Source organism: Methanolobus bombayensis (assembly GCF_017873415.1).
Taxonomy (GTDB): Archaea; Halobacteriota; Methanosarcinia; order Methanosarcinales; family Methanosarcinaceae; genus Methanolobus; species Methanolobus bombayensis.
This window is the reverse complement of the sequence record NZ_JAGGKD010000004.1, coordinates 249,733-272,379: the sequence shown is the minus strand read 5'-3', so window position 1 is coordinate 272,379 and position 22,647 is coordinate 249,733. Positions and strand designations below refer to the sequence as shown.

Annotated in this window: 14 protein-coding genes; 3 read left to right on the top strand and 11 right to left on the bottom strand. The window is 36.2% G+C overall.

The features are described 5' to 3' along the window. Positions 1-60: 60 nt before the first annotated feature. Positions 61-603 carry a hypothetical protein gene (locus tag J2746_RS06880; protein WP_209618198.1) on the top strand — a complete coding sequence of 181 codons (543 nt, stop codon included), beginning with the start codon at positions 61-63 and terminating at the stop codon, positions 601-603. 2,025 nt (positions 604-2,628) lie between these two features. Here the strand turns inward: J2746_RS06880 and J2746_RS06875 are convergent. Next, complete coding sequence (locus tag J2746_RS06875) at positions 2,629-3,243, bottom strand: Mov34/MPN/PAD-1 family protein (protein ID WP_209618196.1); 615 nt, start codon at positions 3,241-3,243, stop codon at positions 2,629-2,631. Between the two features lie 50 nt (positions 3,244-3,293). After that, complete coding sequence (locus J2746_RS06870) at positions 3,294-3,818, bottom strand: hypothetical protein (RefSeq protein ID WP_209618193.1); 525 nt, start codon at positions 3,816-3,818, stop codon at positions 3,294-3,296. Positions 3,819-4,460: 642 nt separating this feature from the next. On the opposite strand from J2746_RS06870, the gene J2746_RS14685 reads away from it, so the two are divergent. Together J2746_RS14685 and J2746_RS06860 are read left to right on the top strand one after the other, a co-directional pair. Then, on the top strand, positions 4,461-6,131 hold the full coding sequence (locus J2746_RS14685) for an McrB family protein (protein ID WP_245250026.1): 1,671 nt from the start codon (positions 4,461-4,463) through the stop codon (positions 6,129-6,131). A gap of 4 nt (positions 6,132-6,135) precedes the next feature. Continuing rightward, the gene (locus tag J2746_RS06860; protein ID WP_209618190.1) at positions 6,136-7,455 is read left to right on the top strand and encodes an McrC family protein; all 1,320 of its coding nucleotides are present in this window, start codon (positions 6,136-6,138) and stop codon (positions 7,453-7,455) included. A gap of 30 nt (positions 7,456-7,485) precedes the next feature. On the opposite strand, the gene J2746_RS06855 is transcribed toward J2746_RS06860, so the two are convergent. The 9 genes from J2746_RS06855 to J2746_RS06815 all read right to left on the bottom strand — a co-directional run bounded on the left by J2746_RS06855 (position 7,486) and on the right by J2746_RS06815 (position 22,526). Continuing rightward, positions 7,486-8,586: a tetratricopeptide repeat protein gene (locus tag J2746_RS06855; protein ID WP_209618188.1), complete on the bottom strand. Its 1,101-nt coding sequence runs from the start codon at positions 8,584-8,586 to the stop codon at positions 7,486-7,488. Positions 8,587-8,628: 42 nt separating this feature from the next. Beyond that, positions 8,629-10,563 carry an AAA domain-containing protein gene (locus tag J2746_RS06850; protein WP_209618186.1) on the bottom strand — a complete coding sequence of 645 codons (1,935 nt, stop codon included), beginning with the start codon at positions 10,561-10,563 and terminating at the stop codon, positions 8,629-8,631. A gap of 173 nt (positions 10,564-10,736) precedes the next feature. Continuing rightward, positions 10,737-11,033 carry a hypothetical protein gene (locus J2746_RS14680; RefSeq protein WP_245250025.1) on the bottom strand — a complete coding sequence of 99 codons (297 nt, stop codon included), beginning with the start codon at positions 11,031-11,033 and terminating at the stop codon, positions 10,737-10,739. Positions 11,034-11,829: 796 nt separating this feature from the next. Continuing rightward, the gene (locus J2746_RS06840; RefSeq protein ID WP_209618180.1) at positions 11,830-12,105 is read right to left on the bottom strand and encodes a hypothetical protein; all 276 of its coding nucleotides are present in this window, start codon (positions 12,103-12,105) and stop codon (positions 11,830-11,832) included. A gap of 53 nt (positions 12,106-12,158) precedes the next feature. Beyond that, positions 12,159-13,112, bottom strand: coding sequence for a C2H2-type zinc finger protein (locus tag J2746_RS06835; RefSeq protein ID WP_209618177.1), 954 nt, complete (start codon positions 13,110-13,112; stop codon positions 12,159-12,161). A gap of 42 nt (positions 13,113-13,154) precedes the next feature. Further along, positions 13,155-15,860, bottom strand: a complete 2,706-nt coding sequence (locus J2746_RS06830) for a phospholipase D-like domain-containing anti-phage protein (protein WP_209618175.1) — start codon at positions 15,858-15,860, stop codon at positions 13,155-13,157. Between the two features lie 31 nt (positions 15,861-15,891). Further along, entirely contained in the window at positions 15,892-18,804 is a 2,913-nt protein-coding gene (locus tag J2746_RS06825; protein WP_209618171.1) for an anti-phage-associated DUF1156 domain-containing protein, read from the bottom strand. Between the two features lie 27 nt (positions 18,805-18,831). Further along, a complete protein-coding gene (locus J2746_RS06820) occupies positions 18,832-19,467 on the bottom strand; it encodes a DUF3780 domain-containing protein (RefSeq protein ID WP_209618170.1) in 636 nt (211 codons plus the stop codon). Beyond that, positions 19,464-22,526: a DUF499 domain-containing protein gene (locus tag J2746_RS06815; RefSeq protein WP_209618167.1), complete on the bottom strand. Its 3,063-nt coding sequence runs from the start codon at positions 22,524-22,526 to the stop codon at positions 19,464-19,466. Before J2746_RS06815 ends, J2746_RS06820 begins: the two co-directional genes overlap by 4 nt. Positions 22,527-22,647: the final 121 nt, after the last annotated feature.

Here is a 22,647-nt window from a genome sequence, read left to right as displayed (position 1 = left end):
AGAATTACCGACGAAGAGATCTTAAGATCATGTAGTGTCAAAATACGCAATAGTGTAAGTTTGGATGATTGGGATTTATATAATGATATATATGTTTCGCCTGCAAGCAAGTCAATTATAACTGCAAAAATTAATGAAAAATATGGAATAGAGAACATCGAAATCACTAACCTAGCAAACGTTTTTGATGGTGAATTCTTAAAAAACGAGTATACTAAAGTAAATACAGTCGACAGTTGTTTAGTCAATAATATAATATCCGTGGTGAGAGAAGAAAATTTCGACTCTTTAATTCGAACATTGAAGTATATTTATCCAAAAGAGTTGTTAAAATTAGTTGACTATGTATGTTCAAAAAATCCATCTGGTGAAAAAATTATGATGTTAATGTTTCTTGAAATTGTTATTTGGTTGAAACAGGAACATATTATTTATTTAAAAAGAAAAAAACTGGAAAAAAAGAGTAATTCGCATGCCAAAGAGCCTTATGATCCATCAACATTTAGTGATTTTAAATCGATTGAACAGAAATATTTGAATGGATGTGACTCGAATGATTTTTCAGATACAAGTGATTTTGTAACATTTTATTTTGGGAAGTAATAATACTTTACTGAAATTTAAATCCTTTTTATCGATTCAAATTATTGAACAGCAATAGCACTGAAATAACATCCATAAATGTCAAAGAAGTGAATTCAAATGCAATGTTAGATGTCTATTATGTGGTTTCATTTTCAAGAGTAGATTTCTCATCAATTATTCCTTCTTCAATTAGTCATGCTTATAGTAAAGTAGGAAGCATCTATAGGAAATTATTATCCTATGTATCCATGGACATATGGATTATATAGGAATTGAGATGGGTTGAATCCTGTAGCGCATGTATTGTATTGTAATTGTTCCATGTGGTCTATCGATATTTAACCTGTATGAACAGGATCTGAAACACCTATAGAGGTCTCGTTACATTATGCGGGTTCAATTACATCCTGAAAAACAAGCATTACCTTGAAATATAAACCATAGGCGATGTTAGCCACAAACACCATTACAGAGTGATGATGCTGAGTTAATACAATTCAATGTTCAGCTGAACTACATCAGATGTATTTTTCATCTTATGTAAATAGGATGAACTTTTCATTTCGTTTATATCAAATGAAACTTTCCTAAAGAGACTATATTTGATGTAACCCTCTAATTGAGATCTTATCCATTTTTTCAAAATAAATCTATAGATTGTACATTCCCTATGCGGATTTAAATTTAATTTCTTATTTTGCCCATGTCTACAAACTTGTCTACAGAAAGTGTCTACAAAGTGTCTACAAAGTGTCTACAACAATATCTAATATATGGTGACATATTGAAGCCATCATCCAAGTTACATTGGCAATTTACCTCTCAAACTATTTCAATGTAAAATCACACTCAATAATGGTTGATACTTCTCCTGCAGGCAGGTCACTGAATAGTTATCGATGTGTCTGACTACTATGATTTTCCTGTAGTTTGATGTCAAGCATCTGATCATTTGTGTTCATGAAGGACAACATCCAAGGGATTTTGGATTGACTGAATTATAATTGTTGAGTAATGGCTTAGATGGAGCTAAAAAGCCATTACTCATTCCCACTTGTATCTACCCCTTTTTGTTTATACACATGTCATTATTTATGACAATAATAAGTATGGAATTTAAATTTCTATTTTTACTTAGTTCCCATGTAAAATGAATATCGTCCGCACATATGTGAGCAACAGCATCTATAGATTTTCCACTATCCTGTGAAGCATTTTCATTTTTCATCTTTCCTATGTGGGTGATGATGTAAAATTAGCTGAACTGGTGGTGGCTTATTGCTAATAAGCAAGGGCGATTTCGTCTTCCAATTTCCAACTGCAAATCACCCTTGCAGAAATTGTGGCTGCTTTAATAGCATCCCTGTTAGTGGTATGGGCTTGGATATTAAAATACTTTGCATGGAGTTGTCAGAATATTGAACATGTTAAAGGTTCTGCAGTTGAACATCTGAAATATGAAAAATTACACTGGATGACTGTACATAGATTTAAACAAATTGGAGAGGCGTTGGCGATGTTGGCTGCAGACTCTATTACAGAATGGCATCTGCTGAGTTGATACTGTTCAATGTTCAGCTGAACTGTATCATATGTATTTTTCATCATGTAATAGAACGAACTTTTCTTTTCACTTTCACCCCACTTGGTACATCAGCATATATACTGAAAACATACCATTTTGCATGAATGAAATACCAATTACAACTGAAAAAGAGCTATACGATAGAATTAACGAATATCGAAAATTACAAAGAACCTCTGCATTAACATCTTACGGCGTACAAGACTTTATTGAAACACAATCAAGTAATCTGCATGCTGACATTGTACTGAAAATCATCATTCTAGGAAATGCATGTGCTTGGGGGAACATATGATACAGCATGTCAACATTTTGAGAATCATATACAAGCATTCAGGCATCACCAAGTATTCAATATCTAGCTGTAAATAGGATTTGTATTAAAACGCTTTTCAAATCATTTGACATGAACTAGAAATATCTATACTGTATCGCTCACTCATTTATTGTAGATATTTTTAGAACTCCCAACTACTAGGATATGTTTTTTTATTTAAACTAAGTTTTGCATCTTTTCTTTGACACCAATCCCCTTCTTTCAGTTCTTCTAATCTGCACCAATGTCCCATAATATGTATTTTCCAACCAACCTTGCCACGCTTCACAGTTACTTGGATTTCATCATCATCGTCATCAAAAATAAAAACTGGTTTGAAATTTCTTTTATAATCTTTTCTTTCAATAGATATTATCAACTGAAGCCACCAGTCAAATGTAGAAATATTCTGTTCCCTTACTGTTTTTATATCATTCAAACAAGTAATTAAATCATCTTCAGAAGGATGGGCAATTGCATTTGGATGACTATGGTAATCCCCTACTAACCATAGTCCTAAATCATCTATCAGTGCTTTTGCAAGTTCGTATTTCTCAGGACAGGCCAAATAGTCCACGAAATCTTCACCTTGTTCTGCAGATAACAACGGAGGTGCAGTCATCAATCTTAAACCATTTTTCTTATTTTCGCCACCTATTAATCCGAATGTTTCTGTATCATAAGATTCAATAGAAGCACATATCATATTAGCAAAACATCCGAAGTCAATTAAGACCTTTTTTTCCCATATATCCATAAAATAACCTCCTCACAAAATATCAAAACAATATTTTCATAAAATCTCTTTTATTGCTCATTCACAATTGCATACTGAATTGGTGGCCTTTTAAGATTCTTATTGGTATAATATTTAGAAAAAGTAGTAGGGCTAATCGGATTTATTTCATTTATTTCAGTCACTTTCATCCAAAAGACCTTTGCTGTAAAATATTCACTAAATTCTTTATTTTCATAATCATAAAGTGGAAGAGGTTTATCTCCACGTTTCATTATAAGCTCTCGGTCATCAGGAGTCAGTTCACTCCCATCTTTTATCCATTCGATATTTATTTTGTGTCCAACTTTACCCATATAAGGTTCTTCAATTCCATCCACTCTTCTATGGAATTTTGAAGAATGGACATATCCTACTTTGATATCCTTGTGCTGAAAAGGTACATCTTCAGATGCTCTTTCTTTGCCAATTTTCCATTGTGGCCACACAACTGACCCTTGTTCTTCCAAGAGAATCTTGTATTCTTCAATTGTATCTTTTGCAGGCTCAAAATTATTGTTCCATCTTCTCTGCGAAAATAAAATTGCTTTGCTCATTGTTTACCCCCACCACAATATAGATTTACCAAGTATTATTAAGAAATATGGTATGACAGGCTGATTGGTCAAAGGGTTAGTGACTTTTTTGACCATCATAAGAAATGCCACATCTTAAGAAAAGTCGGCATTGTTTATAACATCTTTGAAATCATCAAGTTATCGAACATCTTAAAATACCCATCTTCTGTTAAATATGAGCCATCGGCGACGTTAGCCGCAGACATTATTACGGAGTAATGATGCTGTGCTAATACAATTCAATGTTCAACTGAACTGTATCAGATGTATTTTTCATCTTATGTAAATAGGCTGAACATCTCTTTTCAGTTCAGCCAGTTTATATAGATGAGCATTACGAAAGAGATTCTATTTGATGTAGCCTTCTAATTGAATCTAATCCTCTTTCAGAAATAATGATATTATGCCATACTGTGCAATGTACAATCTATAGATTATCCATTCCTGTGCAGGTTGGTGGATTTCTCTTTACCCAAGTGTCTACAATTTTTGTATATCTACATTGTCTACAATTTTGACCACACATAATTTGAAAATTTTAAATAATTTAAATGTGTTTATCAATTACATTACAGAAAATATTAGAATTGCAGTTTCACAGGTTAAAAGGAATGTATACATATGGAAACTGAACTACAAGACACATTATTACAGATTCCTCTTGAGGAACAAAGACTCTACAAAATGTCACATGGTGCTTTTAAGCTCAAAAAATATGCTGACATACTAGAGACATTAAAACAAAATAAGTGGATAGTACTTCATGAAAGTACCAAAAAAGGACAGGCTGAGAGATTTAAAAATACACTCAAAGATGGCGATTATGTATACATCACTGTTGGTGGGGATGAAGTTTACACAATTGCTAAGGTCAAGCCTGGTTCGTGGGAATATGTTTCAGAAGATATTACTGGTGAACCTGGATGGATATATAGGGAAGTAGAATACATTAAACCTGCTATCAAAAATTATCCAGATTCTTTGAAGAAACACAAAAAAGATATTTATCCAAGTGGAAACAGCACACTGACAGAAATCACTCCAAGAGACCTGAATGAAGCTAATGAGATATTATTCAAACCTTATTTTGGAGTGAAATTCATGTCCGATAAAGTGCCACTTGTAAAAAAAGAAACAGAACTACCAAAGCATCCATGCAACATTATTCTTTATGGTCCTCCTGGTACTGGGAAAACATTCAAGACCATTGATAAAGCAGTCAAGATTATCACTGGCAATAATGCAAGCCACGATGAAAATAAAGACGTTTTTGATTTTTTACGAGAAGAAGGACAAATAGAATTTGTTACCTTCCACCAGAATTACGGTTATGAAGATTTCATGATAGGTATCCGACCAGACCTAGATGGCTCAGATCTCAAATTTAAAAGAACAGAAGGAGTGTTCTACAAGTTATGTAAAAGAGCAGAGCAGAACTATTTACAATCTCAGAATATCGTAGATGCTCTTAGACCTTTTGAGGAGGTGTTTTCCGAGTTTATGGAACCACTTGAGAATGGTGATGAAATTGAACTCAAAACATTAGGTGGCAAATCATCATTTTGGATTACGGAAGTAAATCCTGATGATAGCTATATTGTTTATAGAAACCGCGTTGATAACACTTATAAATTGAGTATCAATACGCTCCAAGGTCTTTACGAAGGAATAAGAGAACTTAATAGTGGTCGAAGGGCTTATTTTGATCCATTGGTTAATGAATTATGGGAATTGGGAAAAGAAGCTGCGACGGAGGTTTCATTAAAAAGATATGTTCTTATAATAGACGAAATTAATCGAGCTAATATATCAAAGGTCTTTGGTGAATTGATTACACTTTTAGAAGAGGATAAGCGCATTGGAGCTAAGAATGAGCTTATGGTTAACATTCCAAATGAAGACAAGGTATTTGGAGTGCCTCCGAATCTTTATCTTATAGGAACCATGAACACTGCTGACAAATCAATTGCACTAATTGACATTGCACTAAGAAGACGATTCGAGTTCATTGGATATTTCCCTGATTATGGTTTACTGATGGATGAGGAACGCAGTATTCTCAGACACATAAATAAAGAAATATATGATCGTAAGAAGTCGACTAATTACCTTATAGGCCATGGATATTTCATGAACAATATAGGTATAACTGATGTACTGCACAATAAAGTGATACCACTTCTGATGGAATACTTCTCAGGCAAAACCGATATTGTAGAGGATATCTTCAAAGGAAGTAGCTGGTCAGTGAAATATGATATAGAGAAATACGACTGGCAAATACAGCACTAGACTCATGAAAGAGATATTTGAATACGGTGAGCAGGTCAAGGTTCCTGACCGAGTTTCTCTTGAATCTTACTTGTATTCCCTATGGAGAGAATACAAAGAGGTCTGGCCACCTAAGAAGGAAGATGATTCTCTCAAAAAGAGAAATAAGTATCAGCCATTTTTGATATTTGATGGAGAACTGGCCAGAGCAAGAAACTACATCGGCTTCATTCATTTTGAGGACTTCAAGGTCGAGATATTCCCTAAGATCTTCAAAAATAATGGCGATATCAGCAGAGAGCTCATGCATCGTCATTTGTTCTACTGGTTCAGCTACTGCAATAGAGTAAAATTCCCATTCAATCAGGCTTTCCTTGATCAATGTGATATATACGAATTACCAGAACTTATCATATACCTATTTGCAAATCAAATACATGAGGTTATAAGCAATCAGCCTTACTCTGCTTATGAAGAAGTATCTGAAGCTTTACAGACTCCACGCGGAAGGATAAATTTCACTCGTTATGTGAATCGAATTTCATATTGCAACTACCATCAGATAGATTGTGATTATGAACCGTTTCTGTTTGATAACTCACTTAATCGTACAATTAAATACTGTACCAGATTATTGCTTTCAAAAGCCAGAATCCCTGAAACCCAGAGATTGCTGAATGATATCATTTTTGTGCTGGATGATGTTGATGATCAGGTATGTTCATCCCAACAGCTCTCGAGTCTCCAAATATCTCCCATATATGGCGATTATGAAGAGATAGTCCATATCTGTAGTATGATATTGGAAAATCAGGTTTATTCTCATGAGAACTATGATATGAGGAATTGGAGTCTGTTGTTTCCTATGGAACTCATCTTTGAAGAGTTCATAGCAGGTTTTATTCGAAAACATTTCAGTGGCAAGTTCAAAGTGGAAGCTCAAAAGTCAAATCTTTACCTGCATGATGATCCAAAAACTTTCAATCTCCAGCACGATATTCTGCTAACTGATAAGGAAACTGGCGAGCAAATAATTATTGATACTAAATATAAACCTCGCTGGGATCTGGAGAATAGTGATTCAAAGAAAGGCATTTCTCAAGCTGACATGTATCAGATGGTAAGCTATGCTTACAGAAGAGGTACTGAGAAGGTTTTACTGATATATCCGAATACTTCAGAAGAACTGGCAGAGGATTGTACTTTTGTTGTTAAACAAGGTGGTACGGATGAATGTATCAGAATTACTGCTGTTGATGTACCATTCTGGTCAGCGAATTGTTATCAGTGTGTTGAGGAGAGGCTTAAAGTGAAACTGGAACATGTGTTCAGCGACCAGTTCTGAACAAGATACTAAAAAGACAGAGATGTTATTTCAGTTTGTTTTTCTTTCAGATATAAATTGATAGTCTTTTTCAACAGCTTTCTTTTCGTGTTTCTTTGGTTCGTTTGATGGTTTCACAAAATCTGCATTTTTCTTAGGTTCAAAATGTTTACAGATTGCCTTAGGATTTACTTTTGTCTGTTTATAATCACATGCAACTGAAGCAACAAAATATTTGCACGTTTCGCAACAGTATGTCTTATTAGTAAGTCTCATCTGAATTTGTTTTAATCTAATATCATCAAGGCTTGCATCGGCTCCTTTATTGTATTTATACATCCCCCAAGGGAGATTAAAGACTTTACACATTATTGTTACGGGGGCAGGTGGAATAAACTCAGTATAATATCCTGAATATAAGTCAGGGTTTGTATAATTGTTAAATAATCTGGTAGAACAATATGGACAGTTAGAAGAGTTACTTAAAAGTCTTTTATGGCAATTTGGACATAATATTGAATAGAAATCACGTAACTCAAAATACTTTGTAGCGTAATTATTTTTACCTTCTAGTTTAAATATTTTTCCTTTTAAATGATAAGCAAGTGCATTGGAAGAATCTATTTTAATTGCTTTATTTAGACTATCATGAGCTAAACGCATTTCTCCAATATTAGCAAAGCATCTACCTTTGTTTATATGGCACTTTACATCTTTTGTAGTACATTTCAAAACTGTATTGTAACATTTAATTGCTTCTTTATATCTTTTAACTCGAAATAAGACATCAGCCATACAATTCCATGCATCAATATGATCTTTTTCAATCCTGACCGTTTCTTTATAGCATTTAATAGCACTAAAAGGAATATCCATTTTTTCGACAACAAGTCCTTTTAAATACCAAGCTTCTGCATGATTCCTGTCATTACCTGTAGTATAATTGAGATACTTCAATGCATCCTGATATTTTCCCAGCTTGTATAAGGCAGATCCTTTAGCAAAAAGAGCATCTGGATTTCGATAATCCAGTTCTAAAGCTTTATCATAAAATGAAATCGCTTCATCTCCATTTTTTGCTTTATTTCCCTTATTAATCCAATGTGCTAAGAGACTTACATCATTTTCACGATGTTCCCTTGACCTATCCATTATTAAATCCCCACATGAATAAATTAAAAATAACCGCGTAGTCTAACGCTTATAATATTGTTTTTTAGGAGGCAACTTTAAACGCTTCCGCTCGCTTTCAATTTCACTAACAGTATCTATCATTAGATCTTGCTTTTTGCTTTCTTCAACAAGTTCTTCTATTTTAGCAGGTTTGAGTGTGTTACCTGATATAAAGCCAGTATTGCCATTTGATTTAGAAATAGTCGTGGAGAAGTGAATTATTTTTGCAAAGCCTTTTGAAGTGCTTTTTGATCCTGCTAGTTGCTTAGAGCCAATCAATATAAGTTTATATTTTGCTCTGGTGATTGCGACATTTAGAAGTCGGATATCTGAAAATATCTTTTTGTTACAATCCTTTTCGACCAAAGAAATTATGATGATACCTTTTTCGTTTCCCTGGAAAGAATGAATAGTATCTACCACTAATCCATGATCAATTTCTTTTTCAAAGTTGATCATTATGTTCGATAATTGTAATCTATATGTACTAAGAACTCCAATCTCATCGAGACCGACCCCAGAATCGACTAAAAGTTCAACAACTTTCTTCACATAACCTATTTCAAGCAGATTCTTTGCAGAAGCCTGGCCCATATGCTTCCATTCTACCTGACCATCCACATCAATCCAGCAAACTGGTAGATTTTTGTCGACAATTTGTTGTTCATATCGTTGAAACCTTCCAAGGTCTACCTGATCCAATGGAGTTTTTCTAGAGTCCATGAAATCAGGTGTGATAATGCCACCTAAATCATCATAAACAAGCTCTGATGCAATGTTTGCTATTGATCTATGCATACGATATTGAACATTCATCATTGTATGTTTGTCAGGATACATTTTCCATAAATTTTCAAACAGACTGCTACACATCCATTCTTCATCAGCCTCATTTACGATTGGCGGTAACTGAAGGTGATCACCTACAAGTATAAATTTGTCAGCTATGTCCAGTGCTAAAAGTGTTTGTGGAACTGTAGCAGCTCCAGCTTCATCTATTATTGCAACATCAAATTTTTTCTTGTTTATGTCCTTTGCTCGATATGCACTTGCAAGAGTAACACCTACTATTTTTTTATTAGCTAGCTCTGAAAGGTCATCTGATAAACTGTATGGCTGAACTAATTCAGAGATCTTATAATCTCCTGATCCTATCCGACAAATATCTCTTTGTCCAAACTTCTTATTTCTGATAATAGATTCAAGTGCATTGTCAACTGCAACATTCATCCAGGATGTGAGAAGAACCCTTTTATCCTGCTGAATGAGATGTTCACATAATTCTCTTATCATTGTTGTTTTACCACTGCCAGGAGGACCCAATATTAAATGAAAATCATTCGTATTCAGGGCTTTAAAAATAGCTTCCTGCTGAACATTATTTAATTTGTCATTGGCAAAACTGATTGGCTTTTCAGAATAAGGTAAAGGTTCATAGGTACCAAATAAGATTGATTTCAATACTGAATCATTGTTTTTTAATTCTTCCAAAAGAGCAATCTGTCTTTCTATGTTCTTTATTGGAGGAACGTCGTATACAGTAGCAATTTCTCCTATTTTTAGATGAGGGTCATTCTCAAAAACAAGCCTGAAATCTATTAAAGATGCTTTAAATATGCAAGAACCAAGTTCACCTAAAGGGTGAGAGGGTGAATTTGCAGTTCTCAGGTTAATTTTTAGTGCATCGGAAGCATGTTTATTTTGAACCTTGAATGTCTTGTTTTCTCTGATTACAAATGGATTATAGTATCTTTCAATAATATCTCTGTCTTTTTCAGACACTTGAAAATCAACATAATAAAAAATGCGGTTCTTTGCCATTTTGAAGCGAGTACTTGTCACATTTGCATCGATATGCTTTGACCTATCTCTCTCCATTTTTAGTTTTTGTTCCCTTAACCATTTGATAAAAATATCTATTTTTTTATTGGTTAAGTTGGGAATTGTTTTTAACATATTAAACTATCAAACAAGTATAACTTAATAAAAGTTACTATATTGTTTGTTCATAATTATTTTACCTATATAGAGGGGAAGAAAATACGAATATATTTTATTTTTATGAATAACATAAAAATAGTTTTGAAAAACAGTTGTTTATTAATTAGGACTATTTGATTTATTTCTAATTACAATTTATTTGGATGAACTGCTGTTATATGTTGACTTTTTCCCTCCTCTGTTTTAAATTTTCTTTCACAAAAAGGACATTTATATTTATTAGATTTCTTTACAGTTTTTGACGATTTTGTTTTTTCATGAGAATGCATTTCTTTTATGTGCCTATCTCTTGCTTCTTCGTATAGAAACGTTTTAGAGCAGAAAGGACATTCTATTTTTTTTGTGTTTTTCTTTTTTTTATTGGGAAAACCATCTGGAAATGCTCTTGCAAGCATTTCTTTATTCTCTTTTTCAATTTGTTGCATAATTTTTCCCACATGTTCATGCATTTTTTTATCAAAATTGTAATCTTGAATTGTAAAAAAAGGCTTTCTGCAGATTTCACAGTAAAAATGATTATCTATAAAGTGTTGTCGAAGATCAGTATAATAATCTTTGCAAGCTTTGCATTTGTGAGTATTTTTTAAATGTGTATCCAATTCCTCTTTGAAATTGAAAAACGTATTACAGTACATACATTTATGAGTATGTTCCAGCTCAATGTGTTGCGTATATCGTTTCTCGTCAATAAAATAACGATTACACAATCTACAAAAGGAATGGTTTGAATTCAAGTGATCACTAACATCAGTGAAATATTTCAAACAGACATGACATTTATGAGTTTCTTGAACGTGGATATAAAGAGCAGAATCATCCTTGAATTTTTTGTCACAGTAAGTACATTGAGGATGTTTCTTCATATGCTCTTCATAAATATCATTATTTAAAAAATTCTTATTGCAAACATCACAATAAGGATGAGTATAGTAAATGTGTTCTGAAAGGTACCGATAATATTCATTGCATAAGGGACATTTATGGTCTGAATCATAATGATCATTCAATTTTTCTTTTGATATGAAACGTTCCTTACAAAAGTCACATTGTGGATGAGTTTCAAGATGATCCATATAGAAAGATAAATCAGTAAACAGCTTGTTGCAAATGACACATCTTTTCTCAAAAAAGTCTTTTTTTTCGTGAGATGTGTCATATTGCTGACACTCATGGCAGTATCCTTTTGAATCTAATTTGTTTCCACATCTGCAATTAGACATTTTAAAAATCCTGAGATGCTTTTAGATATTTATTCTCATTTGTTCTTACCCTGTGCACAATTTCATCAATATCAAAACCACCCGTGTACATATCAAGCACTTTTTCTGCAACAGTATCCCAGTCAATTTCAATGTTTATGTCAATATTATATACTGTTTCAGAAATAATGTCACCGTCGTCAATAAAGTCACTTATATCTACATCTACCGATTCAATCATATTGCTACCTCTTTTTTGTATGATTTTTAGGCATGCTCTTTTGTTTTCTGCATCCATATGCTGACTCATTAACACTTCTGTTTTAAATTATTATTACAGGAAAATATTTACTACCTTTTTTTTCGTTTTGAATGAAATGCTTTGATATGTTCATCTTTCTCGTTCTCACTTGCAAAAGTTTTGAGACAAAACTGGCATTCGATTTTTCCACCAAATATTTTTCGAGAAGTGTTCTTTGATTGTTTACGTCCTTTCGAAGGAGCTACAAATTTGTATGTAACCATATTATGAAAGCTCTGGTCTTTTTTATAATCATTAGCATTGAAAAATGGCTTCTTGCAGCGTTCACAATAAAAGTGTTCATCAATAAAGTGCTGTTTAAGTTCACTAAAATATTTGTTACAATAACTACACTTATGACTATTTGATATATGATTTTCTAAGCTTGCCTTGAGCTTGAAAATTTTGTCACAATAGGTACATTGATGTGTATGTTTCTGCTGATTGTGTTGCTCATAAGATTTTGCATCAAAAAAATACTGATCGCATAAGTTACAGAATGGATGTTGCTCACGGATGTGCTCTTCAACATTACAAATATATTGGTTACACACGTGACAATGATGTTTTTCCAGTATATGAGAATCAAGATGTATCTTGTCCTGGAAATTATTTCCACAATACTCACATTTTGGATGATCCTTCATATGTTCTTTAAAAATATCCCGATTTAAAAATCTCTTATCACAAAACTCACAATAAGGATGCGCCATGACAAGGTGTTTTGAAACAGAGCAATAGTATTCATTACATATAGGACATGTATGATTAGATTCAAGATGTTTTTTTAGTGCATCTTCTGAGAAGAATCTTTCCTGACAATAATCACATTGGGGATGATTTTTGAGATGATCCATATAGTTAGACAAATCTCTAAAAAGCTTATTGCAAATACTACATCTTTTTTTAAAATCAGTCTTATTCTTATAGGAGACCATATACTGCTGACAGTGATGACAGTATTCTCTAGAATCTAACTGCGTTCCACACTTACATTTTCTCATGGTAAAACTCACTTCAATATAAATTGATTCAGAAAGAATTCGTCACCATCCCTTCAAGAGATGCTGTTTCTTCTCATGATTATCAAGCACTTGTGCACATGATTCCCAATCTACAGGCTGAATAACATCATATCTCATTTCAAAAGGATGCCGTGGTGGAATAGCATCAATGGTTTTCATTGCATCATCGATCATGTTCAATGCAACATCTACCCAGACATCTTCTAATACATCAGGTATCTGGCCAAAGAGTGAGTTTATCTTTTCAAGTCTGTCTGAAAGGAGTTCATGCACTCTGTCCTCTACTGAACCTTTATAACGCATATTGTAAATCCATACATCATCATACACTTGGCCAATACGTTGTATCCTTCCTTTTCTTTGTTCGAGTCTTGTAGGGTTCCATGGCAAGTCAAGGTTGATGAGAGTACCTAGTGTCTGAAGGTTCAGACCTTCACTGGCTGCATCTGTTCCCAATAAAAGTTTGATAGAACCTTTACGTACAAGTGATTTTATCTCTTCACGGGAAGCACGCCTGAAAATTCCATCTTCTACAATACCAGAACGGTTGCTGCCTGCATATATTCCTATTTTCTCGTCAACCAACTCTTCTTTTAATTTGTCAGCAAGCCACTGTATTGAATCATAATACTGGGAAAAGATTATGCAACCACGATCAATCCATCTATCGCTTTTTAAGATTTCCACAACCTTTTCATATTTAGGATCATTATCCATGTGCTCATCAATTATTCGAACAAAACTCAGCAATAGGCTTCTTTCTGCTTCAGACATATTCTCAAAAAGCTCACTTCTCTGAACATCTTCTTCCTCTTCAGAATCTAAATCTGAATCCTCACGGATACCCAACATTTTGCTTGCAGTAATTTTTCCAGCATACAGTGTACTACCTACACGCCTGAGAAGAAGGGTTTTCAGAAAACCTGTACCTTTTGCTCTTTCACCTAGTAATTGACAGAATTCTTCTGCAGCCTTGTAAGCATCTTGGAGATATATTGGGAGAGGTATTGCATCTTTGTCATCCTCTCCGAAAAGTTTGACCTCTATCTTCTGCAGGTAAGGCTCCCCAGTTTCAGGGTTCTTCTCATTTTCAAGGAAATCTCTTGTTCTTCTTACAATGTGCCTGATGTAAGGATTATGCTTCTGGAAAAAGTCATTTTTCATCCTTTCAAGTCTGGATCTATCAGATGGACTCAAATCCAGCCATCTTGATGGTGGAACTACTGCCACTGAATCCTCAACCGAAAGAGAACGCCTTAGGATTGAATAATCTATTCCTTCTGATGCGGGAGGGAATGGGTTTGCTATCCATTTGAATAGATCATTTTCCGCATCATTATTTGTTATATTTCCCTGGATGATGTTCAGTGATTCAAATGACTCTGTTCTCCATTTGCTGAACTTATTGCCAAGTACAGATTCATTTTTTCCACCGCCAAGTATTGATAATAGATCGTATGCTTCGATAGGATAGAGCTGAACAGGGGTTGCTGTTGCAAGAAGCATACTTTTGGTGTTACCAGCTATATCCTGAAGGAAAGCAAGAAGATTATTCGGTTCTGCTTTTTCATTTTCGTGTGTTGGACCTAGATTCTTTCTTCTGGCTCTGTGGGATTCATCAACTATGATGCAATCATATTTTTTTGAACACAGGAGGTCAGGTATAGTTGACCTTTCGTTCCCATAGGAATGAGTTATCAGACCATAAGAGAGCACGCCTATTCTTCGTGGGCACTTAAGTATGCCTTCATCACCATATTTCGGATATTCGATGCCTTCTTCATCTACCCATCTACCATTGTCCCAGACAGCAGATGGAAGATCCAGGTGTTCTTTCATTTCATCCTGCCACTGCCATCTCAGAGTTGCAGGTGTTAGGATCAATATAGGTTTGTCTCCTGTAAGAGCAATCAACTGTGCGGTCATTGCCAATTGCAGGGTCTTACCAAGTCCTACCATGTCTGCAAGGACAAAGCGAGCTCCATGCTCAGTCTGATGTGCCTTGAAGGCAAGGTCAATGAAGTACTTCTGATGTTCCCAAAGTCCGAATTCTTTCCTGTATACAGGACTTTCCACAATAGCTGAAGCGGGTTCTGGTTGTTTCTGCCATTCCACAATGGATGGAATAACCTCACGCTTTGCTATCCTTCCAATGTCTTCTATGATAAATTCTGCAAGAACCTTATAGTCTGGATGATTCCAGAGCGCATCAAACTCTTCCTGCACCCAGTTAATAGCATCATCAGAATCATCTTCCCATACAAGCTCATAGTTACGCTTCCATGCGGACAATGTTTCGTTGGTACTTCCCATGAATGCGGTCTTTGTTCCATCAGCTTTTGTTATGACCCCAGCTTTCCCATGGATGAGACCGAATGCCTTGTCAGGAAGCACCCTTACCTGTAGCTTCCCTGATTTGAGATACTGATACAACTTCAAGAATCTGCCACGTGCCTCGTCACCTATTTTTTCAGGTTCCTCTGCACACCACTCTTTCCTTATGGCTGCAAGAGCCGCACGTGCAGTTTTAACATCCTCTGGTTCAAGCTGTGAGTTACATACAACACGTACAGTTCCTTCAACAGAATCCAGTGCTTCTCCAGCAACCTCAAGAATGGATGAACTGAAATAGCCTGCTATTCTGTCATACTTCCTGGCACCTTCAAGGCGTTTGTTGAGAAATGTTGCATCCATAGGTTCACGGCGAGATGAGAAGCGGTTGATCATTTTATTAGTCCTTGAAATTATTTTGTTTCACTCATATGTGGTCCTGCTCCACAACAACCGACAACATCTTTGCAGCCTTAGAGTCTTCCTCCCATTGTTCCATGGAATCGTTCATTCCAAGCGCGGCGAAATACCTGAGAAGTTCAATAATTTCTTTCCTCTTTTCCCAATACCCTGGATATTCTCGCAACCATACTTTACCTGCTGCCGTATCATCTTCCTGTCTTGTCTGCCTAATAGCAAACAGTATGTTCCTTACAAGTGAAGACGAGAAACCTTCCCCTCCAACATCACGGTCTTTGAATTCAGAAGCTGTCTTGAGTCTTGTATCGTTAGCTTTTTTGCTTTGTTGGAGATTCTTATATTCCCTTATACCAAAACCACGTGCAAGTTCCTGATAAGCTCCAGTTCTGTATTCTCCATGGCTTTCCAGCTCAAGTCCTTTAAGATAGAACCTCTCCTCAGGCATGAGCTGTTTCCATACCCATGAATCAATACCTGCAGGTACAAGATAATCGCAGGCTATCTTTACCGCATTTTCAATGACTCCTTCAAGAGGATTTCCCTCTCCCTTTCCTCTTACACGGCAAAGTTCACGTTCAATGTCAATATCTTCTATCTGCTTATAACGTGTAAGCACACGTAAAGCTGCTGCGTAGGCTGCAAGCTGGTAGTCTGTATCTGCAAAGTTTGGATCTTCCTTGTCATCAATATCCAACATTGAAGAAAGCTGTTTTTTGACTTCTTCTTCCACTTCAGGATATATCTCATCAAGGAATGCAATATCATCTGAAGTTTGTTTTCGGAGGACGAGGAGAACAGTCCCTTGTACATAGTTTCCTTTACCTTTTTTAATCCCTCCTGACTCGGTTTCTGTTGCTATGCACCAAGCTGCTGTCACCTGTAGTCCAGCTGCCCAAACAATCATCGCAAGGTCTGCCCAGACTTTAGCATCTTGATGGGTAAACATAACTATCTGTGCACCGTTTTTAGGCATGTGCTCAGCGAGGTTCTTGTAAACTTCAACCATACTCTTTCTGAATTCTTCATCAGATCCTTTTATAGCCAGTGCTCTTTTAGAGTCAGTATACCATTCAGGAAATATTTCGTTTAAGGGTTTTTGATACCATGCAAGGAAAAACTCGGTTAATTCATGATAGTTGATAGCATCTGCATACGGAGGATCAGTTACCCAAAAACTATTGTCATTTAGAATTGAACGTGCATCAATCGTCTTTATTTGAATATTTAATTGATTTATTATTTTTTCATTCTTAATCTTGCTAAACCAAGATGATTGTAGAGGGATAAGTGGTCTGCAACCAAAATTGTTAATGGTATTTAGAGCCTGATTCAAAAACGTATTTGCCACCTTTTCATTTGCTTTGCTTGAATCCCAGACGCATAGTTTACTATTGCGATCCAATACTCTTCCAAGTCCCAATAAGCATGAAACAAATGATGATTTTGATTTGCATTTATGTTCAGTTTCTTTAAGGAACAAAGCATTAGTTAACAATTGTCTAGGAGTAAACAGATGATGCCAGTGTGTCCATCCTCTTTCTCTCTTAGGTTGATCGGTATTGTACCCTGCTTCAATTTTCATACTTGGAAGATATCCTTTCTCTTGCCATTCGGAAAATCTGTCGTTAAGAAGAACAAACACTTTTTGTTCCATTTGTAAATCGTAATTATCCGCTCCAAGATACGTTTTCTTAGATTGAAGCTGACCATTTTCATCTGTAAAAGTTTCTAACCATCTGATAGCATACAAACGTTCTTGGAAAACGTCTTCAATAGCAGGTAAAACATCTTCTTTGTTCCATAATCTAAGTCCACCAGTGTTTTCTTGTCTAATGACTTCTATGGGCGTAGGTGAGAAATGGGCAGGACAGTTGAGATTAGGACAGATAACTCCGCTATCATCAATAGTTTTTGCAGATTTTGCAGATTCTAATTCTCCTGTGGAAACATTCTGATGAATAAGAATATTGTAACATTTGTTAGCTTCATTTGCCTCCAATTTTGCAATTGTTTTTGATCCTTCACCTATCACCATCTTAGTGAGAAGAGGTATTTTCCATCCACACTCTGGACAAATCACTTCTGAACAATACAAATAGGCATCTGCACGCCAACCTTTTTCATTTTGTTCAATACCCCACTCAATGATTTGTTTGTCAACAGCATCATAGACTTCCTGCAGAACATTGTTGACTTCTACAATAAGTTCGCCTTCCCCTCCAACAATATTCATTGAAGCCCATGTAAGAAGTGCAGCAACAGGGTTTAAGTCAGATCCAAAAACATCACAACCAATGCGAGCTGCTTCGAAAGGAACACTACCTCCTCCACAGAAGCAGTCCCCCACTGATGGTCTTTTTCCAAATTGTCGTTTGCCAAGCTCTTCTACAAGTTCAGGAATTGATGATGCATTGGTTCCAAGATAATCATTAATTTCATTCCATGTTTCCATTGATGGACCATCAATTTCCTCAGGCCGATAAGAATACGTGAGGCGTTCATCATAACCCATTCGCAAAAAAACCATCTTTTGAAGCTCTTCCTTTTCTTCAGATGAAAGGCCACGGCAAAGTCGATCACCATCAAAATAAGTGTTTTTTTCTCTAGGACTAAGGTAGCCTTTCAACACCTTACCTGTAATATTTGTTTTCTTCCTTTGCCACATTCCTTCGTCATCCATTGTTAGGATTTTAAGGAATATTTCACGGTCTTTAGTAGGATTATCAGTTGCTGGGAGGAGTAAACCAAGAATCGCTGCCCTTACAAGAATCAATGGTTTTCTTCCCCACCACTTTCCAAGTCCTGTAAGTGTTTGACTATAGTTAGCTTTCCGCTCCTTATAACTCTCCTTTGAAACTTTTGACACAGGAAATTGCGATTCTATGAATGACTTGTTAAAAGGAATATTGTTAGATGACATGTTATCTCCAAAACTTAAAATGTTAGATTAAAAATCAAGTAAACTACCCTGTTTTTTCTTTTCCAGATCCGCGTTTTTTCCTTCGTCATCCAGACTTGCAATAAGACCAACACGCTGTTCAGCTTTAGATGAATTGATGGGATTATCGCACAATGCAAACCTGACAGCTGCCCTCCAGCCTGTGTTTCTTCCTCGCAGTGCCTGGCCTGTAGCTGCATTGGTCATAGTATAGAGCCACCAGCGTTCTTCTGGTAAAAGACCAAGCCAGTTGGCAACAGCTGCATGAATACGTCCAGGATCAGCATCTTCTATTGCCCAGCCAAGGAGAACAAGCTCTTTTCCGAACAGACGAGAAACGGGTGTTAATCCTCTTTTCTTCCAGCTTCCTTTCTTGTAACCCATTTCCTTCAGGCGGCTGTTGAACTCAGAGGATACTGCATCTGCAATTCCATCCCATTTGACCCTTGGGAGGAAAACACGTAGGCGTTCATCACTTTCATCTTTTACTGCACGTATCTTGCCCTTCCACATCTCATTATCCCAGGACATATGCTCAGATATTTGAACATCTCCAGTGGGAGAGGAAATGGACACAAGGAAATAATGCTCTGACTCTGCAGGTTTGAATCCAAAACCCTCTACAACAGAACTTTCACGACTCACTGACTAACCTCATCCATATTGATATCAACTTTCTCCGCATCTGCAAAGTCCTTCATGTCCTGACCTTTTGTAAATTTAATGCTTCGGGCATTGACACTAACCTGGCCGTCTGAATACACTTCTCTAAGAGATTCAATGAGCTTTTCAATTTGCTCACCAGAAAGCTCAATTCCTGAATCCACATTGAGTTCTATCCAGCTCTTACCTACAACAGATATCCTTGCTTCGGGAACAAGTCCCCTGTATTTTTTCAGGCGATCGGTGAAATCAAAGGTATCCTTCGTAGATTTTATACTGTGATCGTGTTTCCATGTAGTAGGCTTGTTAAGATCCAGGCCCTGTTTTTCCGCCTTCCAGTCGATGTCTATCTGGAGTGGTTCAGAGTTTATACCCTCTTTTTCTGCAATGGCAAGCACAACTCTTACAGATCTGTCTATCTCAAAAGGACTCGAGTATAATCCACCAGCATTTTTAGGATTTGAACCATCTGTTGTATACTTAATAGTAGCCCCATCTGGAGCTGCTTTCAGTTCAACAGTCTTTTTATCCCCATCACCAAATACTCTTTTCTTCATGGTGACTGAATTACTCCATTTAATGGTTGGCCCTGATTCATGCACACCCTTCGAATCAACACAAAGGAAAGAGACCTGCATATCTTTTGTCACAAAATTCTGGAAATCGTCAACCTTGGCTGAAGCTGTAGTTGCTTCTGCTCCAACATCATAATAGACAGTATCTCCATTAACAGGTACCACCTTTAATGTGGCTTCGCCTGTATCTTCATCCCTGTTCCATTCCATTAATTGAACTGTTGTGGAAGGTGCAGGGAAAGGACCTTTATCGACATATCCACCATCCATTCTCCACTGTTCTTTTCTCAGCATCTCTTCTTTAAGGTTGTCAAGAGCACTAGGATGATGCCATTGCCATTTAGTAAGTATAGCAGCACGTTTCTTTATCTCTGACCACTGCATGGTCTGCTGGGTAAAAAGACGCTGCTCGCATTTCTTTCTGAAGGTATCCCCGTCCACTTCCAGTGTAAATTTTTGTTTGTCGGTCAGTGTAGTTCGTATAAGTTCTTCACCACGACATTTATTTCCTTCAAAGTTCATGGTGAGATCAGTGACACGGAGGTCATCGCTGTGTGGATAATGCAAACGAGTAAATGTCTCCCTGGCAGAACTTAATAGACGATGAATAATGTTGTCTTTTAGGTCCTGGGCAACAATCCTTTGTGTATCATCAGACCTTACACCATTGCTATCCATTTCTGCAAGAATGAATTTGATAGCCTTAAATTCCTTACCAATGGATATCAGATTATTCATTGTATCCCTTTGACCAGAAAGGAAACATATTCTATTCTTATAATCAAGTGAGTCATAGAATCCTATAAGGTCAGGATGTAATGAACCACCATGTGGTTCGTATAGAATTAATTTTACTTTATCCTGGCTTACACTAATATCATCCACCGCAGGCAGGATCTGAAGTTCCTGATAACAATCCTTCCTTTCAGGAGCAAATATTGTTTGAAGGAATTCTTTGACATCCTTTAAAGCTGCTTCTTTTGCATAAGAATCTGCAAGTGATCTTAGACGAGCTACAAGATTCTCTGTGTTCTTGAAATACACTTTACCATTATTTGCCCGATGCAGATACCAGCAAAGTTGGCTTTCAAGAGTATTTATTGTGTCTGGAAGTATAGTAATATCCTTGCCAGGTGCTGCAATATCTGTTATAATCTCAGCTGTTGTAAGTCCAAGTACTGAATTCTCAACATTTGCAAGAGATGCCATAAGGATTAATTTACAAACATCCTGGGCATCAGAACCTCCACGTTTGGAATCCTCCATCTCTGCAACTGAGTCACCATCTGATGCTATATCGTGACTTATAGCGTTTCCAAGGGTTGAATTGATAAGATTAATCTCAGCACTCATCTCTGGATTGTTTAAATCAATCATATGAGGATGAATTAACATAGCATTCTTTGCACCATCTGTTTCATAAAGATGAGATACAAGAACACGCATGAATCGAATCAATCCACGTGTCTGCTGGAATCCTGGGTTCTCTCTGAAACGTGCATACAGATCTTTGATAGCAGGATGGAATGGGTATGAATCCCTCACCTGTTGTACCATCTTTTCTGGAGATACATGGATTAAGTCCATTTGTCCAGCTTCTTTGATGGATTCTCCGTAAGCCTGTGCAATCGAAAGGATGGTTTCATCATCAGGAAGCTCTGAAAAAATGCGCTTCTTAAGAATCTGGTATACTTCATCAGTATTAAGTCCTACAGGTTCAATATTCACAGAACTTCTTCCGACCTCATTTTCAAAATCATGAAGTGCCTGATTTACTTGCTCACTTCCACCTTCATAGGTAGCTTTCAGATCAGAAAGAACAACAGAAACCTGTGACAATTCATCTGTTCCAATTGCGACCATCAAATTAGAAAGAGCGGTTTTTGTTACTATAGAAAGGTCACCATTTCCCACTGTAATGGATTTAGCATTTTCAAAGTATGGAGGCAGTTCATCAAAGAGAATCAATAGTTTCTGCCCTTTCAGTAGGTTAACCCATGCACTTTTACCAGGTGCTTTCAATGGAGAATAATAGTCTTTGAAAAAATCACTCTTACCTATTTGCTCGGCAATTGATCCCCATATACCATATGGTGCATCACTTTCACGTCCATTGAAAACAACGACTTTTACCTCACCAAGGACATTCTTCCCAAACTCTTCACCCATAACGTGTTTTCTGATCTCAGGATACTTTGCAAGAAGAGCAAGACCGATCATACAGTGTGTCTTACCTCCACCCATTGCCTGAGTCAATTTGAAAACAGAAGAATCGGATTCGTTTGCAAATCTTCTGAAAACCTGTTTAAAAAGTGATTTCATTCCTTCTGTGAGATAGTTCTCTTCAAAGAACTCATAAGGATCAATCTTACCCTCAACTACATCTGAAATATCAAGGACAATATCCCTGCGATTCCTGTCAAAAATCGAATCACGCGCTTTACATAAGTTTTCAATAGATTGCACTTATACCCTCCATTATGGCTAAAATCATCAAATCTTAAAATATTTTTATAAACTTAATGTTGTTGAATTTATATTAGGATTTCGATATTCTCTCATCTCTGATGAATTGTAACATGTAACT